Annotated in this window: 16 protein-coding genes, 2 tRNA genes and 1 pseudogene; all 19 read right to left on the reverse strand. The window is 35.2% G+C overall.

Going from position 1 to position 23,060, the window contains the following annotated elements; translation table 11 throughout:
* Positions 1 to 51: 51 nt before the first annotated feature.
* On the reverse strand, positions 52 to 3,270 hold the full coding sequence (gene hsdR / locus LOK41_RS16745) for a type I restriction-modification system endonuclease (protein WP_241817498.1): 3,219 nt from the start codon (positions 3,268 to 3,270) through the stop codon (positions 52 to 54).
* 165 nt (positions 3,271 to 3,435) lie between these two features.
* Positions 3,436 to 4,155 (reverse strand): AAA family ATPase, encoded by a 720-nt coding sequence (locus LOK41_RS16750; RefSeq protein WP_241817499.1) that lies wholly within the window; start codon positions 4,153 to 4,155, stop codon positions 3,436 to 3,438.
* A gap of 43 nt (positions 4,156 to 4,198) precedes the next feature.
* Positions 4,199 to 4,600 carry a hypothetical protein gene (locus tag LOK41_RS16755; RefSeq protein ID WP_241817500.1) on the reverse strand — a complete coding sequence of 134 codons (402 nt, stop codon included), beginning with the start codon at positions 4,598 to 4,600 and terminating at the stop codon, positions 4,199 to 4,201.
* 14 nt (positions 4,601 to 4,614) lie between these two features.
* The gene (locus tag LOK41_RS16760) at positions 4,615 to 5,400 is read right to left on the reverse strand and encodes a hypothetical protein (RefSeq protein ID WP_241817501.1); all 786 of its coding nucleotides are present in this window, start codon (positions 5,398 to 5,400) and stop codon (positions 4,615 to 4,617) included.
* Positions 5,401 to 5,417: 17 nt separating this feature from the next.
* Entirely contained in the window at positions 5,418 to 6,968 is a 1,551-nt protein-coding gene (locus tag LOK41_RS16765; RefSeq protein WP_241817502.1) for a Tn7-like element transposition protein TnsE, read from the reverse strand.
* On the reverse strand, positions 6,943 to 8,829 hold the full coding sequence (locus LOK41_RS16770) for a TnsD family Tn7-like transposition protein (RefSeq protein ID WP_241817503.1): 1,887 nt from the start codon (positions 8,827 to 8,829) through the stop codon (positions 6,943 to 6,945). The genes LOK41_RS16765 and LOK41_RS16770 overlap by 26 nt, the downstream gene beginning before the upstream one ends.
* Positions 8,830 to 8,840: 11 nt before the next feature.
* Positions 8,841 to 10,412, reverse strand: a complete 1,572-nt coding sequence (locus tag LOK41_RS16775; protein ID WP_241817504.1) for an ATP-binding protein — start codon at positions 10,410 to 10,412, stop codon at positions 8,841 to 8,843.
* Entirely contained in the window at positions 10,405 to 12,543 is a 2,139-nt protein-coding gene (locus tag LOK41_RS16780) for a Mu transposase C-terminal domain-containing protein (protein ID WP_241817505.1), read from the reverse strand. The genes LOK41_RS16775 and LOK41_RS16780 overlap by 8 nt, the downstream gene beginning before the upstream one ends.
* Complete coding sequence (locus LOK41_RS16785) at positions 12,543 to 13,346, reverse strand: TnsA endonuclease N-terminal domain-containing protein (RefSeq protein WP_241817506.1); 804 nt, start codon at positions 13,344 to 13,346, stop codon at positions 12,543 to 12,545. The genes LOK41_RS16780 and LOK41_RS16785 overlap by 1 nt, the downstream gene beginning before the upstream one ends.
* A 27-nt stretch (positions 13,347 to 13,373) precedes the next feature.
* On the reverse strand, positions 13,374 to 14,162 hold the full coding sequence (locus LOK41_RS16790; RefSeq protein ID WP_241817507.1) for a hypothetical protein: 789 nt from the start codon (positions 14,160 to 14,162) through the stop codon (positions 13,374 to 13,376).
* 166 nt (positions 14,163 to 14,328) lie between these two features.
* Positions 14,329 to 16,131, reverse strand: a complete 1,803-nt coding sequence (gene glmS / locus LOK41_RS16795) for a glutamine--fructose-6-phosphate transaminase (isomerizing) (RefSeq protein ID WP_241817508.1) — start codon at positions 16,129 to 16,131, stop codon at positions 14,329 to 14,331.
* Between the two features lie 12 nt (positions 16,132 to 16,143).
* Positions 16,144 to 16,328: pseudogene (locus LOK41_RS16800) on the reverse strand (hypothetical protein).
* Positions 16,329 to 16,614: 286 nt separating this feature from the next.
* Positions 16,615 to 17,961 (reverse strand): phosphoglucosamine mutase, encoded by a 1,347-nt coding sequence (gene glmM / locus LOK41_RS16805; protein WP_241817509.1) that lies wholly within the window; start codon positions 17,959 to 17,961, stop codon positions 16,615 to 16,617.
* Positions 17,954 to 19,402 (reverse strand): CdaR family protein, encoded by a 1,449-nt coding sequence (locus tag LOK41_RS16810; protein ID WP_241817510.1) that lies wholly within the window; start codon positions 19,400 to 19,402, stop codon positions 17,954 to 17,956. Before LOK41_RS16810 ends, glmM begins: the two co-directional genes overlap by 8 nt.
* Positions 19,395 to 20,222 carry a diadenylate cyclase CdaA gene (gene cdaA, locus LOK41_RS16815; protein ID WP_174102578.1) on the reverse strand — a complete coding sequence of 276 codons (828 nt, stop codon included), beginning with the start codon at positions 20,220 to 20,222 and terminating at the stop codon, positions 19,395 to 19,397. Before cdaA ends, LOK41_RS16810 begins: the two co-directional genes overlap by 8 nt.
* A gap of 254 nt (positions 20,223 to 20,476) precedes the next feature.
* The gene (gene rocF / locus LOK41_RS16820; protein ID WP_241817511.1) at positions 20,477 to 21,370 is read right to left on the reverse strand and encodes an arginase; all 894 of its coding nucleotides are present in this window, start codon (positions 21,368 to 21,370) and stop codon (positions 20,477 to 20,479) included.
* Positions 21,371 to 21,590: 220 nt separating this feature from the next.
* Positions 21,591 to 22,736 carry a glycerate kinase gene (locus LOK41_RS16825; protein WP_241817512.1) on the reverse strand — a complete coding sequence of 382 codons (1,146 nt, stop codon included), beginning with the start codon at positions 22,734 to 22,736 and terminating at the stop codon, positions 21,591 to 21,593.
* Positions 22,737 to 22,898: 162 nt separating this feature from the next.
* Positions 22,899 to 22,971, reverse strand: a tRNA-Ala gene (locus LOK41_RS16830).
* 10 nt (positions 22,972 to 22,981) lie between these two features.
* Positions 22,982 to 23,053: transfer RNA gene (locus LOK41_RS16835), tRNA-Gly, on the reverse strand.
* Positions 23,054 to 23,060 lie beyond the last annotated feature (7 nt).

Below are 23,060 nucleotides of genomic sequence, written 5' to 3' on the forward strand. Positions count from 1 at the left end.
TCTTTTTTAAGAGTAAATCAAAAGGAGCTCATTAGTAGAGCCCCTTTAATATTAACCTGCATAAAGCCCTTCATTGATAGCATAAACAAGTTGATTTACTTCATCCTCACCAAGTTCTTTTTTGAGCCTTGTATAGCCACCTTGGCTTTTAAAAGGTTCTTCTGAAAAAGCATCTTCTGGTGTTGGTGCTAATACTGGGAACTTTAACAGTTGTGTTTCTATGCGTTGTAACCATTTTTTCTGTCTTGGTGTCCAATCATGCATCGCATACACTTTTTTCATCGCATTTTTCACACGCGTTTCTTGATCGACCAATGCTTCACCGAGTGCAGCTTGCCGAATAAAACTAATAATATCCGCCGCAATTTCCTCATTCTTCGCCTGCTTCCAGGCATTACGAAGATCGTTCTCTTTATATCCCTCGGTACTTAACAGCACAATAATTTCACGAAGGTCACCTTTCGTTAAATCTTTTGGACGCTGACAAACGATTTGAAGCGCAGGAATTTCATTCAAGTTATCACGAATATATTGAACAAAACCATCTAAATAATCGACTGGTCGCGTATTCCCTTCCCCATAACCACGATTAACAGCTGTTACTTGATCTTCATGCTTTGAAATCACTTGAAGTTCCTTCTCTGTTCTATACTTCTCTATATACTCAAATAATACACTGTGTGTTTCTACTTGCTTTTGAGTATAGTCTTGAATATCATGTGCAAATTTATCGACTGAGACACCCTTTGATAATTGCTCAAATTCTTTCTTCGCAGCTTCATCTAGCTTTTGCTTTTTACGTTGAACTTTTGCAACAAGCTGGTCTAAGAAATGCTGTGCTTCATCTTTTGTCTCAGATTGTATATATGCTTCTTGTAAATCACCAATTGATACATTTTGTTTTTTAACAACGGGCTTCATATCTGTATATTTTTGAAGTTGATGATAAATACCAACTGCATCAAAAATACGGAATACCTCTTTGTTGATGTCAGAACATAATCGTGTTGCACGACCTAACATTTGATCGTATAAAATACGTGATTTAATACGACGTAAAAAGACGATATTTGTAATTGCCGGTACATCAATTCCTGTCGTTAAAAGGTCTACTGTTACAACAATATTCGGTAGCTTTTCATTTTTGAAACGCTTAATCATTTCATTTGGGCGGTAAATGGATCCTGTGATTTTCACAATCGCATCGTCCGATACTTCATCACCACGCTCCGCAAATGCCTCTTTTAATAAGCGTACAACTAAATCAGCGTGTTGATTTGTCGCAGCAAAAATCAAGGTTTTTTCATCACTTTCAGGATCAATGTAGTCTGTTAATTTTGTTAAAACAGCACGATTAAATCCTTCTGTAATGACTTTTTTATTGAAATGTTCAACTTCAAATTTCAATTCATCTTCTAACTGTTCTAAAATGATTTCGCCTTCCTCAGGGTCATACACTTCTACTTCTTCACCTTGATTAAATGTAATACCGTTTTCCTTTAATTCTGTTTCAAATAAATAAGGTGGTTCGTGATCGACTAAATAACCATCTAAAACAGCTTCTGTATAAGAATACTTATAAATTGGATTACCAAAAATTTCAGTTGTATGAAGCGCTGGTGTTGCTGTTAGACCAAGAACTGATGCATCAAAATAATCAATGACACGACGATATTGACTAACATAATCATTTTGATTTCGGAACAATAGCTCTTCGTCTGCCATTTCCTTATCACTTGTATAGCCACGGTGTGCTTCATCGACAATAATAAAGTCATATTGTCCAACAGAAGGAAGTTTTTCGCCTTCGCTATAGAATAAACGTCGAACCATCCCTTGAACTGTTGCAATTTGAACTTTCGTTTCAACATCAGGTGTTATATCTTCAAGCGTTTTCACGTCATAAATAGAAGAGAATGGTAAACCATTTTCCATTTTAGAATCTTTCAATGCATCTTCTGTTTGTTGTCCTAATGAGTTACGGTCTACTAAGAAAAGAATACGACGACATTTTTTCGCTTTAATCAAACGATACATTAATGCAATCGCTGTACGAGTTTTTCCTGTACCTGTCGCCATTGCAACAAGCATTTTACGTGCACCTTCCATTAATGCTTCTTCGGCAGATAAAACTGCTTTTTGTTGGTAATCACGTAAACCGAACTTCGTAATATCTTCCTCTTTCAATCGCTTATCTGCTTCTTCATCATTCACATCCAATAAAAGTTTTAAATCTTCTGGTGAATGCCAACCTTCAAGTGCATGAGCACGCTTTGTTTGATGGCGTGTGTCCCAGAACCAAATACCAGATTGATCTTCTAATTGGCGGAGGAACTGGCGACCATTTGAAGCATAAATAAACGGTACTTTATATTCACCACTTGGAGGTAATAGTTGAATGCCTTCTATTTGTACGACATTACGCGCATAATTTTTCGCCTGACTTTCAAGGGCTGCAGGAATGTCACGGTGTTTTGCTTTCGCTTCAACTAAACCTACTAATTGTTCACCAATAAATAATGCATAGTCTGCATATTGGCTACCGATTTTCCATTCAGCAATCGCCTTATTTCTATTTTTTCCAGGCATTGTTTTATGCTTTTTAAAGTTGATTGTGTTTGTATCAACTTCCCAACCAGCAGCACGTAATTTATCATCGATTAACGTACGTGTTTGTGCTTCTGTCAGTTGATGTTTACGTAAGTGATTACGTGACTTTTCTTTACGTTGAATGCGAACTTCTTTTTCCACTTCACGTTCCGAAATCACTTCAAGTTGTTTCTCTAAAGTTTTTTCTTTCTTATCAATCTCTGCTTGTAGTTGTTTAATTTGTTCTTGTAATGCAGAAGAATCGGCTTCTTTAGTAGGCTCGATAAACTTCGGTGCACTAAATTCCCAATCTACGTACACTTCCATAAACCAAATAGAAAGTTGGTAAGCAAGTGCTAAAAGTTGCTTCGCTTCGTCTGCCGTCCCATAACTACCATCGTGAGAAGCTTTATTCCCTTTTTTACGAAGCAGGTGGAAGATATCCAAAATTTCCGGTTCTGCTAGTCCTTCACGTTGCATTGTATTTAATCGGTCTATTTGATTGGTATCATAAAATTCTTTAATATTATCTGAAGCGAGTACAGCTTTCGCAATGGTTTCACTGAGTAATCGTAATTTACTAATTGTTGTATTCGGATCAATATAAACATTACGCTCAGCACTCTCACCTAGCTTAGCTAATACTTCCCACTCACCATTAAAAAACGAAAAGTTACTCATCCTATCACCACTTTATCTATGAATTTCACATTAATATTTTAAAATCCCCGTATTACACTTATTATACATGCTTACTAATATATTCCACATAAAATAATAAAAGATAGTGTGAATTTATAATCTCACACTATCTTTTCATCCTTTTGTTATTCAAAGATTATCTATCTAATCTTTATTTACATAATTATAAAATTCTTTTCTTGCTACCTTCCTCAAATTTCTAAGGTTGCTTTCATCTTCATATTTTATTTTTTGAATTATCTCCTCTATATCCTCATCTGATAATTCATTATCTATATTTAAGTTATATTCCTTAATAACTTTTTCCAAATATTCTTTTCTGTGTTTTAAATCCAAAGGTGTACATTCAGTAACTAAATTAAATCTAGATCTAAGTTCTGAAGGTACGTCTTTTAAAAAATCATTTCTACTAAAATTGGAGGTAAAAACAATAATATACCCGTCTAAATCATGTATATTCCCCATTGCATCATCAAACTTACCTTCCTCTAAAAGTTGTAAAAAGAAATTATGAATTGCCCCATCTGCTTTTTCAAATTCATCTATTATTAATAGTCCCGTATTACTTGTCTTTATCTTACGAACTAGATCGCTTTCATCATTACTACCTATATATCCCGGCGGACTTCCTATGAGACTAGAAAGTGAACTTTCACTTTTATAATTCGCTAAATTAATTTTTGCAACGGGAGTTTTTTTATCTAAGTATCTATGTAACGTTCTTCCGATTTCGGTTTTTCCTGTTCCGGAAGGTCCTAATAAAAAGAGAGAAAAAATAGGTTGATCTTTAATTTGTTGATTGAAAAACTCATATACTTTTAGTTCTTCTATTAAATTTTTCTTGAGACTTTTATGCCCTATCAAATTCTCGTTTAAATACTGTTGTAATTCCTCGAAATTAGATTTATCAACAATTCGTTTTTTTTATAACTATTTCCTTTTCCATACTTTCATTAGTCTCGTTATCTTCCACCTCTATTGCTTCTCCTTTTGAAAAATAAGGAGATGATCTTAACAATACATCAATATATTTTTCGTCTATAATGAAATTTATATTGCCATACCCTCCGTTATCTAATATACATATAATTTTTTCTAAAAAGTATGTTATTGTGTCGTTATTTGCTATTATTTTTGCAGCACTTGTTAAATCTAAGTCAAATTCTCCTTCTTCAAACAAATCGTCAATTTGATTTTGGTAGATTTCTAAAAATGGAAAAGTGACAACCTCTATATTTTCTTTTCTACGTTTTTCAATATATTGAATATAGTTTCTTTGATTATAATAACTAACATCATATAACGGCATAATTTAACCACGCTTTACATATGTATTTTTTGAGTTATAGCTAATATATCAATGTAGTGATAACTTTTTTCTACATTCACTTCTTCACCTGTATTACTATCTGTAATTTCAGCATCTTGATTGTTATTAGTGTTTGAAAGATAAGCGAATGTATTTTTCAAATCATCCGAATTCTTCAAACCTTTATATATCCCTATTAAAGAAACTTGTCCTAGTAATAAATCATCAATAGTATAATTATTCTCAAATTCATTCTCAGAATTAGCCGGAATTTTAATTAAATAATTTTCATCTTCTTTTTCTCCAGTTAGCTGGTACGAGTAGTCACTTAGCATGGGCTTCACCAATTCTCCAATTGAAATATCCTCATGGATAAACTTATCTAAAACCCCTTGTTTAACTAATTTGATTTGTCTTGTTTCTTCTTCATTAACTAAACTCAAATTCACATCATCAATTTTGATTAGTTGTCCATATTTAGCACTTGAGATGTTTATATCAGTAACACTAATTTGACTAATTAGTTCTTTTAAAACTACCGAATTTGTCATCTTTACTTCTACAGTAGTTTTTAATTGCGATCCACGAGAATAGTCATAAGATGCTTCAGCACTACTATCAAAAACTGTTGCTAACATTGTTTTTACCTTTGCTGCTAATTTAACACTATGTTTATTATCTTTTTGTTTTTCTTCTGCTGTAACTACTTTATTATCTAACAACATTGCTATTTCAAATACTTTATTAAAATTAATGTAATATAAACAAAAAAATTCACTATCTTTCTTTTCTCTACCCATTTAGAAATTATCCCCTTTTATAAATATTTTTCTATCCTTCTCGACCATTCTTTTTCATTTTGTTTGGTATGTTTAACACGAATGTAGTCAAAATACTTTAGACTGTCGCTATTCCAAGACCCTGAATTATATACAAGTTTTTTTAACAGTTCTTTGATTATGTTTTCAATCATATTATCTGAAATATTTTTTATTAAAAGTGTAGATAACGATCGACCATCCATAGTAGATACTTCTATAAGATAACTAGATACCGTCATATATTGATTTGTAATCCTACCTATAGCAGCTAATCTACGATTACCATTTGCAAGAAATGAAAATGTTCTCCCTCCTGGCAAATAAACAAAATTTAATGCTACTGAGTATTTCTTATACTCACTTTGAAAAACTCGAATCATCTTTATAAACTTCTCCAAATCTTGACCTCTAATGTCATTCGTAACTTCCAACGTTTTAAAATCAATAGGTTGAATAGTTCCCCCATATATAGATTCATCAAATCCTACAACTTGCTCCTGTTGAATACCCCCGCCCTGTCCTTGATTAGAAAGATAAATTTCTCCTTGATTCACTTGCTGTTCTGCTCCATAAACCTTATGTACGTTAGGAATATTTTCAAATTGTAATTGTGTACTTGGCATATCAACTACTTGCTGATTAGCATCTTGTTTAGAGCGCTTTTCCAAATCTTCGTTTAATACCTTTTCGCCATCATTTTCTTTAATAGACTTACGATATTTTCTTTTCCCTTGTGCCCCTACTAGTTTCTTGAAAGCTTTATGCTTTACTTCTATGTCTGTAAAAGTAGTGCCTTCCATATCTGAACCTAGCCATTCCAACATTAAATAGTTATTACCTTTATTAATTCCTCTAAATCGTACAAATGTATCTACAACACTTGGTAAAGAAACTTCTAACTTCAATTGCTGATTGTTCATTAACTTCTGATTAAGAAGTGTGCAAATGGACTCGAAAGAAGACTTTAAGATTTTACTAAAATATAACCATCCAAAGTATCGAATGAAATCATCATCTTTCACAATGTTATTTGGAATATCATCTGCTAATTCTAAAAATGCTCTCTGTCCATTTAATCTTGCATTAGTAACTAGAAACTCTATTCCGTTAGGTCTTACCATAGCATTTGATATGATTTTATTAATTGCAAAAACAGCTCTTATAAATTCAGTTTGTGGAAAATAATATGTTTTACCTTCCACTGAAAATTCAAAGACCGACTGATTCATCAATTCTTTATTAGCGAATAAGTAATAATCAACTTTTTTACAAGCTTCTAAAGCCGTAACTACTTTGTATTGATCCAGTGTAGGAATTGTCACATCATAAATGATTCCATCGACTAGATGTTCGAGAAATTGACCATCTTTATATTTGGCTCCTATTTTTAATAACGGAAGAGCTGCAATAGGAAATTCTAAAATTTCTATTTGATTGTTGTATTCAACCCCTGCACGAATAAGCCATTTATTCTTTTTTAAAGTTGCATTACCCAACCACTTTAGCATGACTTCGTTATACTTAAATGTCCATGGTCTTAACTTCAAATAAAATTCCTCCTTGCTGATACTTCCTTATTTCATTTTGGAGAGCTTGCTCAACATCCATACTTAAATTATTGCTTAATCCGGCCAGACGACGAACTTTCCATTCCATTACATGTTCATCATTATTTTCACAAATAACCTTGCAAGCCCATTTAATGCGTCTAATTTGGTACCGCTCGCGTGTTTCTAGATTTTTTTCTAAATATGCCTTTGTGCTTGGAAGCTTATCTAATAACTTTTCTAACAATGAAAGTTGACCAATCGCTTTTCCTAATTGACTTTTATTAACATAAACGGGCTTTTCTATAGCATATAGCTCACCGATTTCCTTTTTGACTTTTGCTAAGACTTCTAAGTCACGCTTGTTCCAATCAACTCTATTATTGACAGTCTGCCTACTATGAGTTTTAGAAGAATTCTCTTTTAACCATTGGCGATTATTTCGGTAATGCCACGCATATAAAGCCGGAGCTAACTTTCTGATTTCTGTAATATTTAGATAAGGATGCTCTTTTAATATATTCAGCCACTCTGTTTCTTTTTTGAGTTGTAAAAGATTTGAGTAAGCGAGAGGTTCTACTATGCTATCCTTCGTTTCTGCATATTTCTTTATAGTTATATAATCACACTCTAAAACTTGAGCAATTGCATAATAGCTTAATCCTTGTGCTACTAGCTGTTGTAATTTAGCTTTCCATACTTCACCAAAGTTTTTTATTCTTCCTACTTTAAATGCATCATCTTGGTATTGATCTGGCCCTCTACGTGAATAAATAAAACCACAGCTACAAGTAAATGTCCCAACTGGTTTTCTCGTATCTGTACAATTAGTGATACTCAAATCTGTAATTACACGCTCTTTATAATGACTTGTAGCTGGGTTTAAACAATAGTAGGGTGCTTCACCGAATGGCTTATACTCTTTGCCGACTACATTATTTATTTCTATAATTGACACGCCTAAAAAATTCAATAGCAACAAATGTTGTACTGGATGAAAAGCTTTTCGATGCTTCCTTACAATACTACGTACCCATGAAGTATCTGAGTTCACATCAAAGTTACAATCCACTAATGATAAAAATTCTTCACCATAATGTAACTTAAACTGTTGTGTAAAATATTGCTGATTTACATTACCGAAGTAATTGGCATATCCGTTAACCTGCATTAGATATTTATAAACTTGTTGAATGTGTATCAAATCAAATTGTTCGTTTATTTGTATTAACTTAACACTTTCCCCTGAAAGCTTTCGTAAATGCTGCTCTGTTTTTTGAGAATATAAAGTTTGTAAATAGGGTTTATCTAATTCAGTTTTTTCCGCTGAAATGAATACGTGTTTCTGTGGATTACGTAATTCAACTTTTGAATCTTGAAGTGGTTCTTGGTGTATATGACAATAATGTACTTTAGGCAATTGATGGAGCATATGCCAATAGGCTTCTCCATAATTCTCCCTATCCTGCTTAACGCAACTTGGACAAAATCTGATATACTGCCAATCTTTTATCGTGGATGCGGCAATCCCAAGGAACATATGAATAGCTCCCGGTTTACCGCCATTTCCTATATAATCTAAAGCTTTTATTTTAACTTCTTCTAGTTGAAAGAAAGTGTAATACTTATAAAGCGTGTGTTGTTCAATTAATTCTTTTGAGTTTGGTGGGTTAAATCGTTTTATATTCTCACAAAAAGCAGATATATTAGCAGGTAAATCTACTACCGCTGATATACTCGCACTACCAAATAACTCTTTCATCGTATGTTTTGGACTATTGTTTCCATAATGTTCATGGTAACGAGCAAACCAACTGTACAACAACTCATCTAAGTAAAGAGAAGGTAAATAAGCGATCATAGCAATGCCTCCTAGATTGCAAATTCATCTATTGGCGATTTGATGTATCCAGCTTCCTTTAATGCTTCATAATTAGACTGCTTATTCTTTTTAGCTGTCTCAACAATCCTTAATAAAACGATATCTTCTTGCTTCACAGATCTTGCTTTAGGTCTATTCACTGTATCTGCATGTTCAATCGCTATTTTCATTAACTGGGGTAGTGACAGGTCCGTATTTTCCTTAATAGTTTTTGTTGCTACCTTTTGAGCAACTTCCACATCTATACCTAAAGCAATTAAAGAATTCATGATTGTTTCTACACTTGTTATGCTTTTCTCTTGACGTTTTTGAGACTGGAGTTCCTTTTTCCTCTGAATCGTTGCACGTAAATCAATTTTTGACTGTCGTAATACGAGATATTCTTCAATATCCATCGGCATAATATCTGCATATTTTTCTAACTCTGATGTCCTACCATCTCTTAATGCTTTTAGCATTGGCTGAACAAGCTTCAAATCATCTTTAGCAACTTGCTTAATAGCTGTTGGTGTAAATTGCTCAACACCTGTTTCAATGGCTCTACCTTGGGCTAATGCAAATAATTTAACGGCTATATCAACAATACCTTGGCTTTCATCATATAGGGCTTGATTTAATTCTTCTGTTAGTGGTGTATGGTACTTAATCCATTGATACTCCCAAAGACTTTCGATGAGTAAATTCCAATCATCATCCTTTTTCATCTGTTGCCAAACCATGTCGCCTTGACCACTACCACGACGAGCTTGGCAGAAATCCTGCTGTAAGACTGCTTTTGCACGCATCGTACCAATCATCATAATAGGTACACCAACTTCATTTACAAGTGTCACAAAGAAGTTCATCATCTTCTCTGAATTATTATCTCTCGTCGCTAATAGATGTTGAATTTCATCAATGACAATTGCCCCTATACAATGCAACCTCGCTATTTGGCCCATTCTCGTTACCATCGAGCTAATTGAATTCCTACGACTTCCAAACTTCTCATAATAATTGGTACCAAGTAACTGATCCATTTTTAAAAAGAAATCTAAACATAGCGATTTTAGTGAACCGTCATGTGGACAATTTAACTTAAGCCAGACAACTTGCATTAAATTCAAAGGATATTCATGTAAAATCACTTGCGGATAAAGTGATAAAATACGTTCTATGGCAGTAGTCTTACCGATACCTGAGAATCCCATCAATGTCATACTAGAAGCCGTTGAGCGAATATCTTGAGTACCATTTAAAGCACGATTATAATCTGGTAGTCTAGGATTCCGACTAACATAGCCATGACGTAATAATCTTGAAAATCTTTGTTCTAAATCAAGGTGTTGCATAACTGGTTGAAAAAATCGATTAATTCTTGGTATAGCATGATAGCGTACATGTGTCGGTAATGATGCTTCAATTGCATCAAAAGCTGGATAATAGCTCATTTTTTCATAAGCTTCTTCTGGTGAAAGAATTGGTGGCAAAGCTTCAATTAAGGGATTGCCACGAAAATCTACTACCTCTTGCTCAACATAGACAGCCTGCGTAATATTGCGGAAGTTTACTGGTTCATTCATCTTTATCTTCCTTTCTACGCTTCAAAAACTCTCGTACATTAGGTCGTTTGAAATCTGTGTCAGCAACAGTTTGAGGAAACTGGATTACCCCTGTCGTCTGTGTTTCTTTTTCAATGATTGGCTTCGATTCTATTTTTCTTTGTCGTTCTTTTTCCTCTTTACGATTCGCTCGTATTGCCCCCACTTGTTCAGCTTTACTCAACGATGTATCTTGCTGTGATTGTTTCGCTTTTTCAGCTTGCTTTATAATAGCTTCCACATCTGCTATATAATCAATATCTTCTTGTAGTTGCTGATGATTTTGTTCCTTCTCCAATTGTTTTTCGTCTTGTCGCCAGTATGTGATTTCATCCAAGCTTAATCCTTCATATCGTTTCGAAACATCTAGCATATAGCATTCTTCAAAATAACCTAAAGAATCATCCACTACATAAACATGACTCATATTTCGAGGATCATATGCTAACTCAACTTTCCACGACCCTCTCATTCGAGCATTTTCGAACCAAACATCTTTTAAAGCTTTATCACAGCTATATGAAATACCTTTAAACTGAATTCCCTTATGATTTACTGTAGCAATCCCTCTAGGTAGCAGTTGCAATTTCACAAGTTCTTCTGGAAATACCCTGAGTTTCCCTGTACGATTTTGAATACCCCAATTCCATAATTTAAGAGGAATCGCCTGAACATCGTCTGCAACTAAATCTTTATCTCTCACATAAGACTTTAAATAATGCTTTGTATTGTACTGTAGAATTTGTTTAATCAGAATTTGTGTAAACTCTCTCAATGTCAATTTAGCGTCCAGACGATAATCCTTTGCACCACGTTCTTGGAAATCCACATCAATATAGCCTGGTAACATTGGTTTTACTTTCTTCTGGATTAAATCAAATTGCTTCTCAACGATTCCTTTCCAATCTGCTCGGTAGGAGGCCGCGTTTTCAACATGTAAATTAAACGCTTTTACCAGTCGTTCAACATTGTATCCTTCAAGCTCACCTTTATCTGCTAACAAAATTTCTGGTAGATGACAACAGGGCCAATCATCTTCATTTATTTCAATCTCATACTCTGCACAATAAGCTTTTTTATTAGCTACTACATTTGTTAAAGCCATCATTGCTCCTGCCCATGAAGGACCTTCTAAACCAACATACATGCCTACAGCCATTCTACTAAAAACATCCATTACTAAATACACCACAGGACGCCCTATAATCCAATTACGATTTACTTCCGAAACTAAATAAACATCTGCAATTGTTGCGTCAACTTGGTAGCGTGAACCTGGTCCAAATACCTCTGACAGCGATGTACTTAACACTGCTCGATGATCTTTATTAAATCGCTTTTCACCTTTTCGAGCTTTCAATACTTCAGGAGCGTTATATTCTTTTTGATACCAATAACGAAATTGACGTATTGAAGGAATCATATCTTCATCTTCTAAAATAATTCTCTCCACACCATTTTCATAGTAAATATCCTTAGCGTAAAACTCTTTAATCATATATTTATACGCATCCGTCATTTTGTTTTGTTTAGATGTCAAATAATACTTTTCTAATGCTACTCTAAATATCTTCTTTGTTTCTTCATCTACATTAATGCCTTCAATCCCATATTTAGAAGGGCGACCTCGCTTTTTCTCATTAGATGAACGTTCTTTCCCTCTAGCACCAGAATTTTTATAATCCGGTAAAAGAGCATCTATTGTTTTACCTCTAGACCAATATTTATATAAATATTTACGAATAGCTGGGTACGAGATATTATGGTTCACACACACTTCACGTATTAACTTTGTACGAAATAATTTTTCATAAACATTTGGCTCATTTTCAACAACAGTTTTTATTATTTCCCAAGCCGTATCTCTTGCTTCATAATGTTTCGTTTCATAATCCTTTGAAACATGTTGTATAAATGCATCACCTTTTACTTTTATCCAATCGCCGACAATAATGGCTTCCTTTAATTCTGAAATAAGCTTTTTCTCTGGAAAAGCTTTTGGATTCTCTAACTCTATTACATATAAAATCACACTATCAGGATCAATCCACAAAATACGATATTTATTTTCTGCACTTTGGTCTTGGAGAATTTCATTTACATAAAAATACATTATGCCCACCTCGCAGTATCATCACGTTGTTTTAAAATCTCTATGTTTTTCACATCTTCTTGGAATCCAACAATTGGTTTATTCATATCGATTTTAAGTAATCGCTTTGCTAGTGCATGTTTAAATAATGAAATCCCAGTTCCATCTTCAAAATTGTATTTAGCATCGAATAATTTTAAATTAGATAATAATTTCCCCTCAAAATTCTCCCACTCAGACAAAAACAAAGCTAGCTCATCATTATCAACTTCATAGCTTTGATGTAAGAACTTTAAATTGCTGAGAAGAGCATTAGGGTATTCTAGCTCTGTTACAATCCCCCATTCAATGCCTTGCTCTTCCCAATACGCTATTTCTATTTCGAATTTTTCAATAATTCTGTTGTTGTTTAGGTCGTTACTGGCTTTTATTGTCCGCGCTTTATATGAAGTACCTTTGTCATCTCGAACAGTTAAAAAGAAATCAGTTGTCATAACAATAGGTATTTGCTTATCTACAGGATGCTTAACATTTAACTTATCAGCAATTTTCAATGTAATTTCTCTATCCAATGGAAACTGTTCTCGAATATCTATTACATTCTCTGCCCAGTCACATAAACAAAAATAATTAAATTCCATATCAGATAAAAAGTGATGTTCTCTCTCTGTTTTCCACCCCATTACACGATGGACACGGCCACTTGATGGAACATCTTGAATAATTAACCAAGGCTTATACGATGATAATTCTCCCTGCCCACGCCCTTCTTTTGCATAACGAGCTATCTTTGCTTCTGTCCAACCTGTTTGGCGTTTAGACATTCTTTTTCCTCCTCTATACTAAGGTATCTAAAAGAGTTTACCGAACCAAGTTGATAATGCAGCACCAATAATTATAGAAATTAAAGCAAATAACCAATGATCTTTAATAGTTTCAAATACACCTTGAGGAGTTAAACCATAAATATGTCGCCAATTACTTTTTGTTTTAAGACTTTTATCAATAACTCTCTCAAGTATTGAGTGAAAAACGTCCACTTTTCTAAGAGTTGAACGATGTAGCTCAACATATTTCTGCTCATCAAAAGCTTTTGCTTCTTCTGCTCCACCCATAAAATCTTTTTTAGTGATTTTATTTAATTCAATTAATTTTTCAAGTCTTGGATGATCCGCATAATCAGCATAAATATCCACTAATTTTCGGGCTAAATCAAATTTCTGTGAATCAGGGATAACAGTTGGCTTTCCTCCCAACACACTAAATCTATGCTCTATTGCTTGAAATCCATAGTTAATGTCACGCATATTCCAATGAACCCAATTAAAGCTCTGATGTGCCTTTACAAATCTATAAAATTCACCTAGCATAACTTTTTCTAACTCGTCATAATGACTTTCTATCTCTGTTAAAAACCCTTTCTTTTCAGCAACTTTATGAATAGAAAATGTTTCAGTTTGTCCAGTATTAAAAAAACGAACTGCAATAGATGTAATTCTAGGTGTTCGTCCATCTTTTATGTCATAAAAACTTTCACATGAGTAGTGAATAATTAATAGGTTAGATGCATTATCTATTAGATTTTGAATTTCATTTAAAGCCTTGCGTCGCTTTGCTACCCTCTGTTTAGTGTTGACCATCATTTCCCTCCAAAAATAAAAAACATCCGTTCGCTTATTTTAATTATAAGCGAACGGATGTTAAACGTTCAAATTTTAAACAACTTTATTTGTTTTTAAACGACTTTATTGTAAATTAAACAACTTTATTGTCATTTAACACAAAGATTATAAATTGCTTAATTTCCTACTCAACCGTAACAGACTTAGCTAAGTTACGAGGCTTATCAACATCACACTCACGGTGAAGCGCTGCGTAGTACGAGATAAGTTGTAATGGAATAACTGCTACAAGCGGTGCTAATGCTTCGTGTACAGCTGGTAGTACGAAGCTGTCACCTTCCATTTCTAAGCCCTTCATTGAGATGATACATGGGTTTGCTCCGCGTGCTACTACTTCTTTCACGTTACCGCGAATTCCAAGGTTTACGTGCTCTTGTGTAGCAAGTGCGATAACTGGTGTACCTTGTTCAATTAACGCGATTGTACCGTGTTTTAATTCTCCACCAGCAAATCCTTCTGCTTGGATGTAAGAGATTTCTTTTAATTTTAACGCCCCTTCTAATCCTACGAAGAAGTCTACGCTACGTCCGATGAAGAAGCAGTTGCGAGTTGTTGCTAAAAATTGTTTTGCTAGTGCATCCATTTCTTCCTTTTGATCACAAAGCACTTCCATTGCATTCGCTACAAGACCTAATTCGTGTGTTAAGTCGAAATCAAGAACTTCACCTTTAGCTTTTGCAATGTCAGCTGCTAAAATTGAAAGCACTGCAAGCTGAGCTGTGTAAGCTTTCGTAGAAGCAACTGCAATTTCTGGTCCTGCATATAAAGGTAATGTATAATCTGCTTCACGAGAAAGCGTAGAACCTGGTACGTTTGTAATTGTTAATGCTTTATGACCCATTTCATTTGTTTGTACAAGTACTGCACGGCTATCTGCAGTTTCACCACTTTGTGAAATGTAAATGAAGAATGGTCTTTCTGTTAATAATGGCATATTGTAAGAGAATTCACTTGCTACATGTACTTCTACAGGTACTTTTGCAAATTTCTCAATGAATTGCTTTCCAACAAGCCCTGCATGATAACTTGTTCCACATGCAATAATATAAATACGATCGCTATCTAAAATCGCATTACGAATGTCTTCATTTAATTCAATTTCGCCATTTTCATTTTGATATTTTTGAATGATATTACGGATTACAAGTGGTTGCTCATCAATTTCTTTTAGCATGAAATGAGGATATGTTCCTTTTTCAATATCACTTGCATCTAATTCCGCTGTAAACGGTGCACGCTCAATCGTTTCACCTTGTAAGTTTTTAATTGTAATACTTTCTTGTGTTACGATTACCATTTCTTTATCCATTAACTCGATAAATTGATCTGTAACCTGTAACATCGCCATTGCGTCGCTCGCAACAACATTAAAGTTGTCACCAACACCTACTAATAGCGGGCTTTTGTTTTTAGCAACATAAATCATGTTTGGATTTTCAGCATCAAGTAATCCTATCGCATAAGAACCATGTAAAATCGATAACGTTTGACGGAATGCATCTTCTACACTTAATCCTGTGCTTACTTGCTGTTCCATAAGCTGCACGATAACTTCTGTATCTGTTTCACTTACAAACGTTACATCTTGAAGATATTCTTTTTTCACTAGTTCATAGTTTTCAATTACACCATTATGAACGAGCGTAAAGCGCTTTGATGTACTTTGATGCGGATGTGCGTTTACTGTACTTGGAACACCGTGTGTAGCCCAGCGTGTGTGACCGATTCCCACGCTTGCTGTTACGTCCCCATCTACGATTTCACGAAGTTTTGCAATACGGCCTTTTTCTTTGTATACAACAACACCGTTCTCTGCTTGTACTGCAATACCCGCTGAATCATATCCACGGTACTCTAGCTTTTCTAAACCTTTTAATAAAATTTCCTTTGCATCCTGCTCTCCAATAAATCCTACGATTCCACACATGTTTAGTCGCCGTTACAAATGCTTACATTGCTCTGCGAACATGTAACGACATAGTCCGATCCCATTATTTATATATAAAAAACGGATTACATATTGCTAGCCCTGTAAGTCTGTAACGGCTTTCACCTTCCTCTCGATTGGGTTTAAGTCCGTATACTTCTTATACAGCTAGTATTCATCCGTTCCTTTTCTCTCATCACACTTTTACCTTTGTCCACCAAGTCACCTTAGTGATTTAAGTAAAAGCCTTCGGTTGTGATGAACAACCGGGAGTCATCCGCCGAAATCTCGATAAAACTCCTCCTCGTCAACTACACAACTTGTAGTTCTGGCGCTTTTATAATTTACATATTTACTTTGAGAAAAAGAACAAGACAATCTTATAACAAACAACATAAACCGTCAATGAAAATTTTTCATTATCTATAAAACATATGAAAAAGGAGCACTCTTTGTGCTCCTTTTTTGTATAGAATCAACGAATTATTCAGCGCCAACTTCAGCTTTCACAACTTCTACAATACGATGTACATATCCGTCACAAATCTCTTGTGTTGGTGCTTCTGCCATTACACGAATAAGTGGTTCTGTTCCAGAAGGACGAACAAGGATACGACCATCTCCGTTCATTTCTTCTTCTACCACACGGATGATTTCTTTAATTTTTTCATTTTCTAATGCTAATTTTTTGTCTGTTACACGAACGTTCACTAATAATTGTGGGAACTTTGTCATTTCACTTGCAAGCTCAGACAATGGTTTTTTCGTCATTTTCATAATGTTTACAAGCTGAAGTGCACTTAACATTCCATCTCCAGTTGTAATGTAATCAAGTAAGATAATATGACCAGATTGTTCACCACCAAGGTTATAACCACCGCGTTTCATTTCTTCCATTACGTAGCGATCACCAACTGCTGTTTTATTACTTGTAATACCGTTTGCTTCAAGCGCTTTATAGAAACCTAAGTTACTCATAACTGTTGAAACAACTGTGTTATGTTTTAGCTGACCAGTTTCTTTCATGTACTTTGCACAAATATACATAATTTGATCGCCATCAACGATGTTTCCTTTTTCATCTACTGCAATTAAACGGTCTCCATCGCCATCGAATGCAAGTCCAATATCTGCACCTTTTTCTTTTACTAGTTCTGCTAGGCCTTCTGGATGCGTAGAACCAACACCATCATTAATGTTCATGCCGTTTGGTGAAGTTCCCATTGTAGAAATATCAGCTTCTAAATCTGCAAATAAATATGGTGCTAAAGAAGACGTTGCCCCATGTGCACAATCTAAAGCAATATGTAAGCCTGAGAAATCTTCTTCTACAGTTTGTTTAATGTATTGTAAGTATTTTTGTCCACCTTCAAAGTAATCGTTCACTTGTCCAAGTTCTGTTCCTGTTGGACGTGGTAATTCATCTACTGCTTTATCTAATAAAGCCTCAATTTCTGCTTCTTGCTCATCAGTTAGTTTAAATCCATCTGAACCGAAGAATTTAATTCCGTTATCTTGTACTGGGTTATGAGATGCTGAAATCATAACACCTGCTTGTGCATCTAGTGCTTTTGTTAAATAAGCAACTCCAGGAGTTGAAATAACGCCAAGGCGCATAACTTCAGCTCCAGTTGATAATAGACCTGCTACTAACGCACCTTCTAACATATGACCAGACACACGTGTGTCACGACCGATAATAACTTTTGGACGATCTGTATCTTTTGTTAATACATATCCTCCAAAACGTCCAATTTTAAACGCTAATTCAGGCGTCAATTCCTCATTCGCGACACCGCGCACACCATCTGTACCGAAATATTTACCCATTGCTATTCGCTCCTTTTTCTTGCTCTTTTTGTTTTTGAGTTTCCTCTTGTTTTTCTTCATTCTCTTTTTCAGGTTCTTTGTTTTGATCCTCTTCTTTTGGTTTTTCTGTTTCAGTCTCATTATCTTTTGGTGAATCTGGTTGCTCTGGCTTACCTTGTACTTCTTGATCTGGTTTTTCTTTCTTAACAAGAGTTACCTTCGCATTTTTTTGTTTTGCTTCTATTGAAATACCATTAGGACCACTAACCTGAATTGGAATATCATGCGTACCAGGAGATATATTTTGTAGATTAATTGCCGCTGTTATTTGTGCTGCTGTTATTTCATCTACTATACTTGCTTCCCCTGAAATATCAACGCTTATCTTTCCATTTTGCGGAGAAAGTAGTTGTAAAGTGAATTCATCTGATAGTCCATTTTTTTGTATAGAAATGCCGTCGATTGTCTTATGCTTTGTACTTTTTTGCTTTTGCACTTCGACAGAAACCTTGACATGGCTGGGACTTACATTTGTTACACCTTTCGGTAATAAAACAGAGGCATCGAATGTTGTAGACTCCGTAATTTTACTAAGATCTACTTCGACGCCCTCCAAGGACTTTATATTATCCAAAACATCTTTGGGACCCGCTATTGTCACCTCATTTGGCTCGATACTGATATTTGTAACAGCTAGCCCTTCCGGTACATTTCCTTTTTTCACATAAGTTAATGGAACTGTTTTCTCAATATTATTTGTCGCAGTTGAATTTGAAACTGGGATTGTAACATTTACTTTAGACGGTGTTGCTTGTAAGTCTAACTTCCGTCCGTCCTCATCATACAATACAATTTCAGCTGTCTTTGTGACTGTTTTTGTTATCCCCTTCAAATCAATATACGCCCTGACAAGCGCAACTTTTGCTAGTTCCTCTTCTGTACCGGTAACTTCAACAGTCCCTGGTTTAATAGTTGGATTAGCCCCCATACTACCACCCGGCATTTGATTCTCATTTGAATACTTCACTTCCACAGGAAATGATTTTTTCACCTTATTTTGAATCGTAACTTTAACTTTCTCTGGTTGAACGGTTGCTTTTAAATTGTTTTCCATCCCGGTATATTTTAAAGGAACATCATATGTTCCAGTAGAGTACCCACGTAAATCTAAAGATACACCAAACTCGCGTTGTGATCTTGCTGCAGTAATCACGTTTTTGGGTCCTTCCAATTTCACTTTTACATACTTGGGGATGCCGTTTACAATATATTTATCTTCATCGTAGTTTACTGCTACTACAATGTTAGACACTGTTTCAGTTATATCACCTGTTGGAAACGGTGATGTATTCTTATTCCCTGTTGTATTTTTGTCTGACAAATTCGTTGACATGTAAAGCATGAACGCCAATAGTAATGAAATTCCTTTTAAAAACCAGTGGTTCTCCATTAACTTATCCATGACGCTTTCTCCTCCAATTCCAATTCCATAAAGATGAAGAAGTTGTTTTCACATTTCCACTAAACTCTGCTAAAAGCATTTCTTTCAGCTGTTCGACTTTTAAATTACGATGTAATTCTCCATTTTTAGTTAAAGAAATTTGGCCTGTTTCTTCTGATACAACTACTGTAATGCTATCAGTGACTTCACTAACTCCCATCGCAGCCCGGTGGCGCGTTCCTAATTCTTTTGATATGAACGGGCTTTCCGATAATGGCAAGTAACAAGCTGCTGCTTTAATCGTATTTCCTTGCATAATAACTGCTCCATCATGAAGTGGCGTATTTGGAATAAAGATATTAATAAGAAGTTCTGATGAGACATTCGCATTTAAAGGAATTCCAGTTTCCACATAATCTCCCATTCCAGTTTCTCTAGATAACGTAATAAGCGCACCAATACGTCTTTTACCCATATATTCGGTTGCCTTTGCCACTGCATTCGCAACGATTTCATATTCTTCTTCTTCCTGACCAATTGCACGGGAGAACAAGCTTCCTCTTCCCAATTGTTCAAGCGCTCGTCTAAGCTCTGGTTGGAAAATAATAATTACGGCTAAAAATCCCCATGTCAAAGCTTGGTCTGTGAGCCACTGCAATGTATGCAACTCAAATAAATAACTTAATATACGAACGATAATAATAACTGTAATCCCTTTCAAAAGTTGAACAGCTTTTGTGCCTCGGATTACAAGAATTAGCTTATATATAACAAACCACACAACGGCGATGTCTAATATCGTACTGAGATATTTCAAAAGGTTCATATCTCCAAAAGGCATGCTAACCCTTCCTCCTACTTATGAGCAATTTTATCCATATATTGAAATATTATTATTCTGCTCTATCTGTATGTATTTACAACAACTAGTTAATTATACCATACATGAAAGAAACGACAATTACAAACGACATTACCGCCTTGGTGGAAATTGGTAAGATGTCGAACTTTTTTTGCAGAACGGTATAATATAACTCACTATTATACTCTCATTTTAAAATAAAAAAAGCAGCATCTCAGCTGCTTTTCTTACATTTACTTTAGTTTTTCACCGAATAAAGAACCCATTAAAGCTACCGCCGTTGTTGCCGTTCTATTTTTCTCATCTAGAATTGGATTTACTTCAACAAACTCAGCAGATGTAATAATATCAGCCTCTGCTAACATTTCCATCGCTAAATGGCTTTCACGATACGATAGCCCACCAGTTACAGGTGTGCCAACTCCTGGCGCATCATGTGGATCAAGTCCATCTAAATCTAATGATAAATGAACACCATCTGTATGAGATAAATAAGCAATTGTTTCTTCCATAATAGCAGTCATACCCATACGATCAATTTCATGCATTGTAAATACTTTAATTCCTTCATTACGAATGAAATCTTTTTCACCTTCATCCAATGCACGTGCACCGATAATAACAACGTTTTCCTTTTTAATCTTTGGATACTCTTCATATAAATTAACGAGTGAAGGATGTCCATATCCTAAGCTCGCTGCAAGTGACATGCCGTGAATGTTACCAGACGGCGATGTCTCTTCCGTATTTAAATCTCCATGTGCGTCGTACCAAATAACTCCTAAATTTTTATAGTGCTTTGCCACTCCTGCAAGTGTCCCAATAGCAATACTATGGTCTCCACCTAGTACCAGTGGAAAACGACCTTTTTCTATAATATGATCAACCTTACTTGCTAGTTCATCACAAACATTTGCAACTTGTGTAAGGTTTCTTAATTTTGTATCTTCATCTATCTCCTGTTCTCTTTCAATACATAGGTCTCCGATATCTTCTACGTCATACCCAATATTTTGAATTCTTTCAATTACTCCCGCATAACGAATTGCACTTGGTCCCATATCAACCCCGCGACGCATTTGTCCTAAGTCCATTGGAACTCCAACGATTGAAATTTCTTTCTTCATAGATAGTCTCCCCCTTTTATGCCTTCACTAAATATTTTAAATCTTTTATATAGTCTGACTCAACTCGACATTTTTTTGTATGTATATACACTCTATTCACCCATATCTACGTAGAAATCTATATCCTAAAGAAATTTCATGTATAAAATGAACCTTTTCTACAGAAACCTCATTGCACATGTATTCATAAATAATTGAAAATAAAAAAACGCCTCCTATATTAGAGACGTTTTTCTGATGCTAGTTTCCATACAGATGCGATATTTCGTGCGGTTATTTCAATATTTTCCTTTGCTACTATATAAGCTTCTTCTAGTGTCATTGGACTTGATGTGGCACTAAACACAGCATCTATTCCTTCTTTATACACTAAAATGTGGTTAGATAGTACAGAACCTCCAATAGCTATAACAGGTATATGAAATTGCTTCGCACGCCTAGCAACCCCAACTGGAGCTTTTCCATAAGCTGTTTGTACATCTATTCTTCCTTCACCGGTAAGGACAAGATCGGCTTCTTTTATATGTTCATCAAAATTTGTATAATCCAATACAATTTCAATTCCTTTTCTTAATTCCCCTTGTAGTACAGCAACAACTGCTGCACCTAATCCCCCCGCTGCTCCTGCACCTGAAATCTTTTCTACATCAATATGTAACTGCTGTTTTAATAAATGAGCATAATGCTTTAAGTTATCATCTAACTGTACAATCATTTCTCCACTAGCACCCTTTTGCTTTGCAAATACAAAAGATGCTCCTTTTTGTCCTGTTAAAGGATTATCTACATCACACGCTGCTTCTATTTTTACATGTGCTAAACGAGAATCCAATTTCACTAAATCTAAAGAATCAATTGAATGTAAATTTCCACCGACAGGTTCTATTACTTGTCCATCTTTCTTTAAAAACTTTACACCTAGGGCAGAAAGCATGCCAGTACCCCCATCGTTCGTAGCACTTCCTCCAAGCCCTAAAATGATGTGCTGTACGCCTTTATCCAGCGCATCTAATATAAGCTCTCCTGTTCCTTTTGTTGTTGTGATGAGAGGATTTCGCTTGTTAACTGGAACATGATGTAATCCAGATGCTGCTGCCATTTCAATAAAAGCCGTTCTTTCATCCTTCGAAATGCCGTAAAATCCCTCTACAAGCCCTCCAAGTGGGCCTGTTACATAAAGTGAAATAATCTTTCCACCCGTAGCATCAACAAGGGACTGGACAGTACCTTCTCCTCCGTCTCCGATTGGGACTTTTACATACTCAGCTTCAGGAAAAATTTTAGTAAATCCCTTTTCAATAGCCTTACATACTTCTATCGCTCGTAAGCTTTCTTTATATGAATCAGATGCAATAACAATTTTCAACACTCATCCCCCCATTCCCCGTATCCAAACACGCTTTAATTCGAAGCCTATATTTTACTCTATCTTTCTATTGTAAACGAAATGAATGGAAACTTGTCCTTATTAAGCAGGATAAACAAAAAACCTTACATCTTTTGATGTAAGGTTTTTTCTAATTTATAATGGAGCCTAGCGGGATCGAACCGCTGACCTCCTGCGTGCAAGGCAGGCGCTCTCCCAGCTGAGCTAAGGCCCCGAAGTAAAAAAGCGGAAGACGGGATTCGAACCCGCGACCCCAACCTTGGCAAGGTTGTATTCTACCACTGAACTACTTCCGCAAAAATG

This window comes from Bacillus sp. TL12, from assembly GCF_022625245.1.
Lineage (GTDB): Bacteria > Bacillota > Bacilli > Bacillales > Bacillaceae_G > Bacillus_A.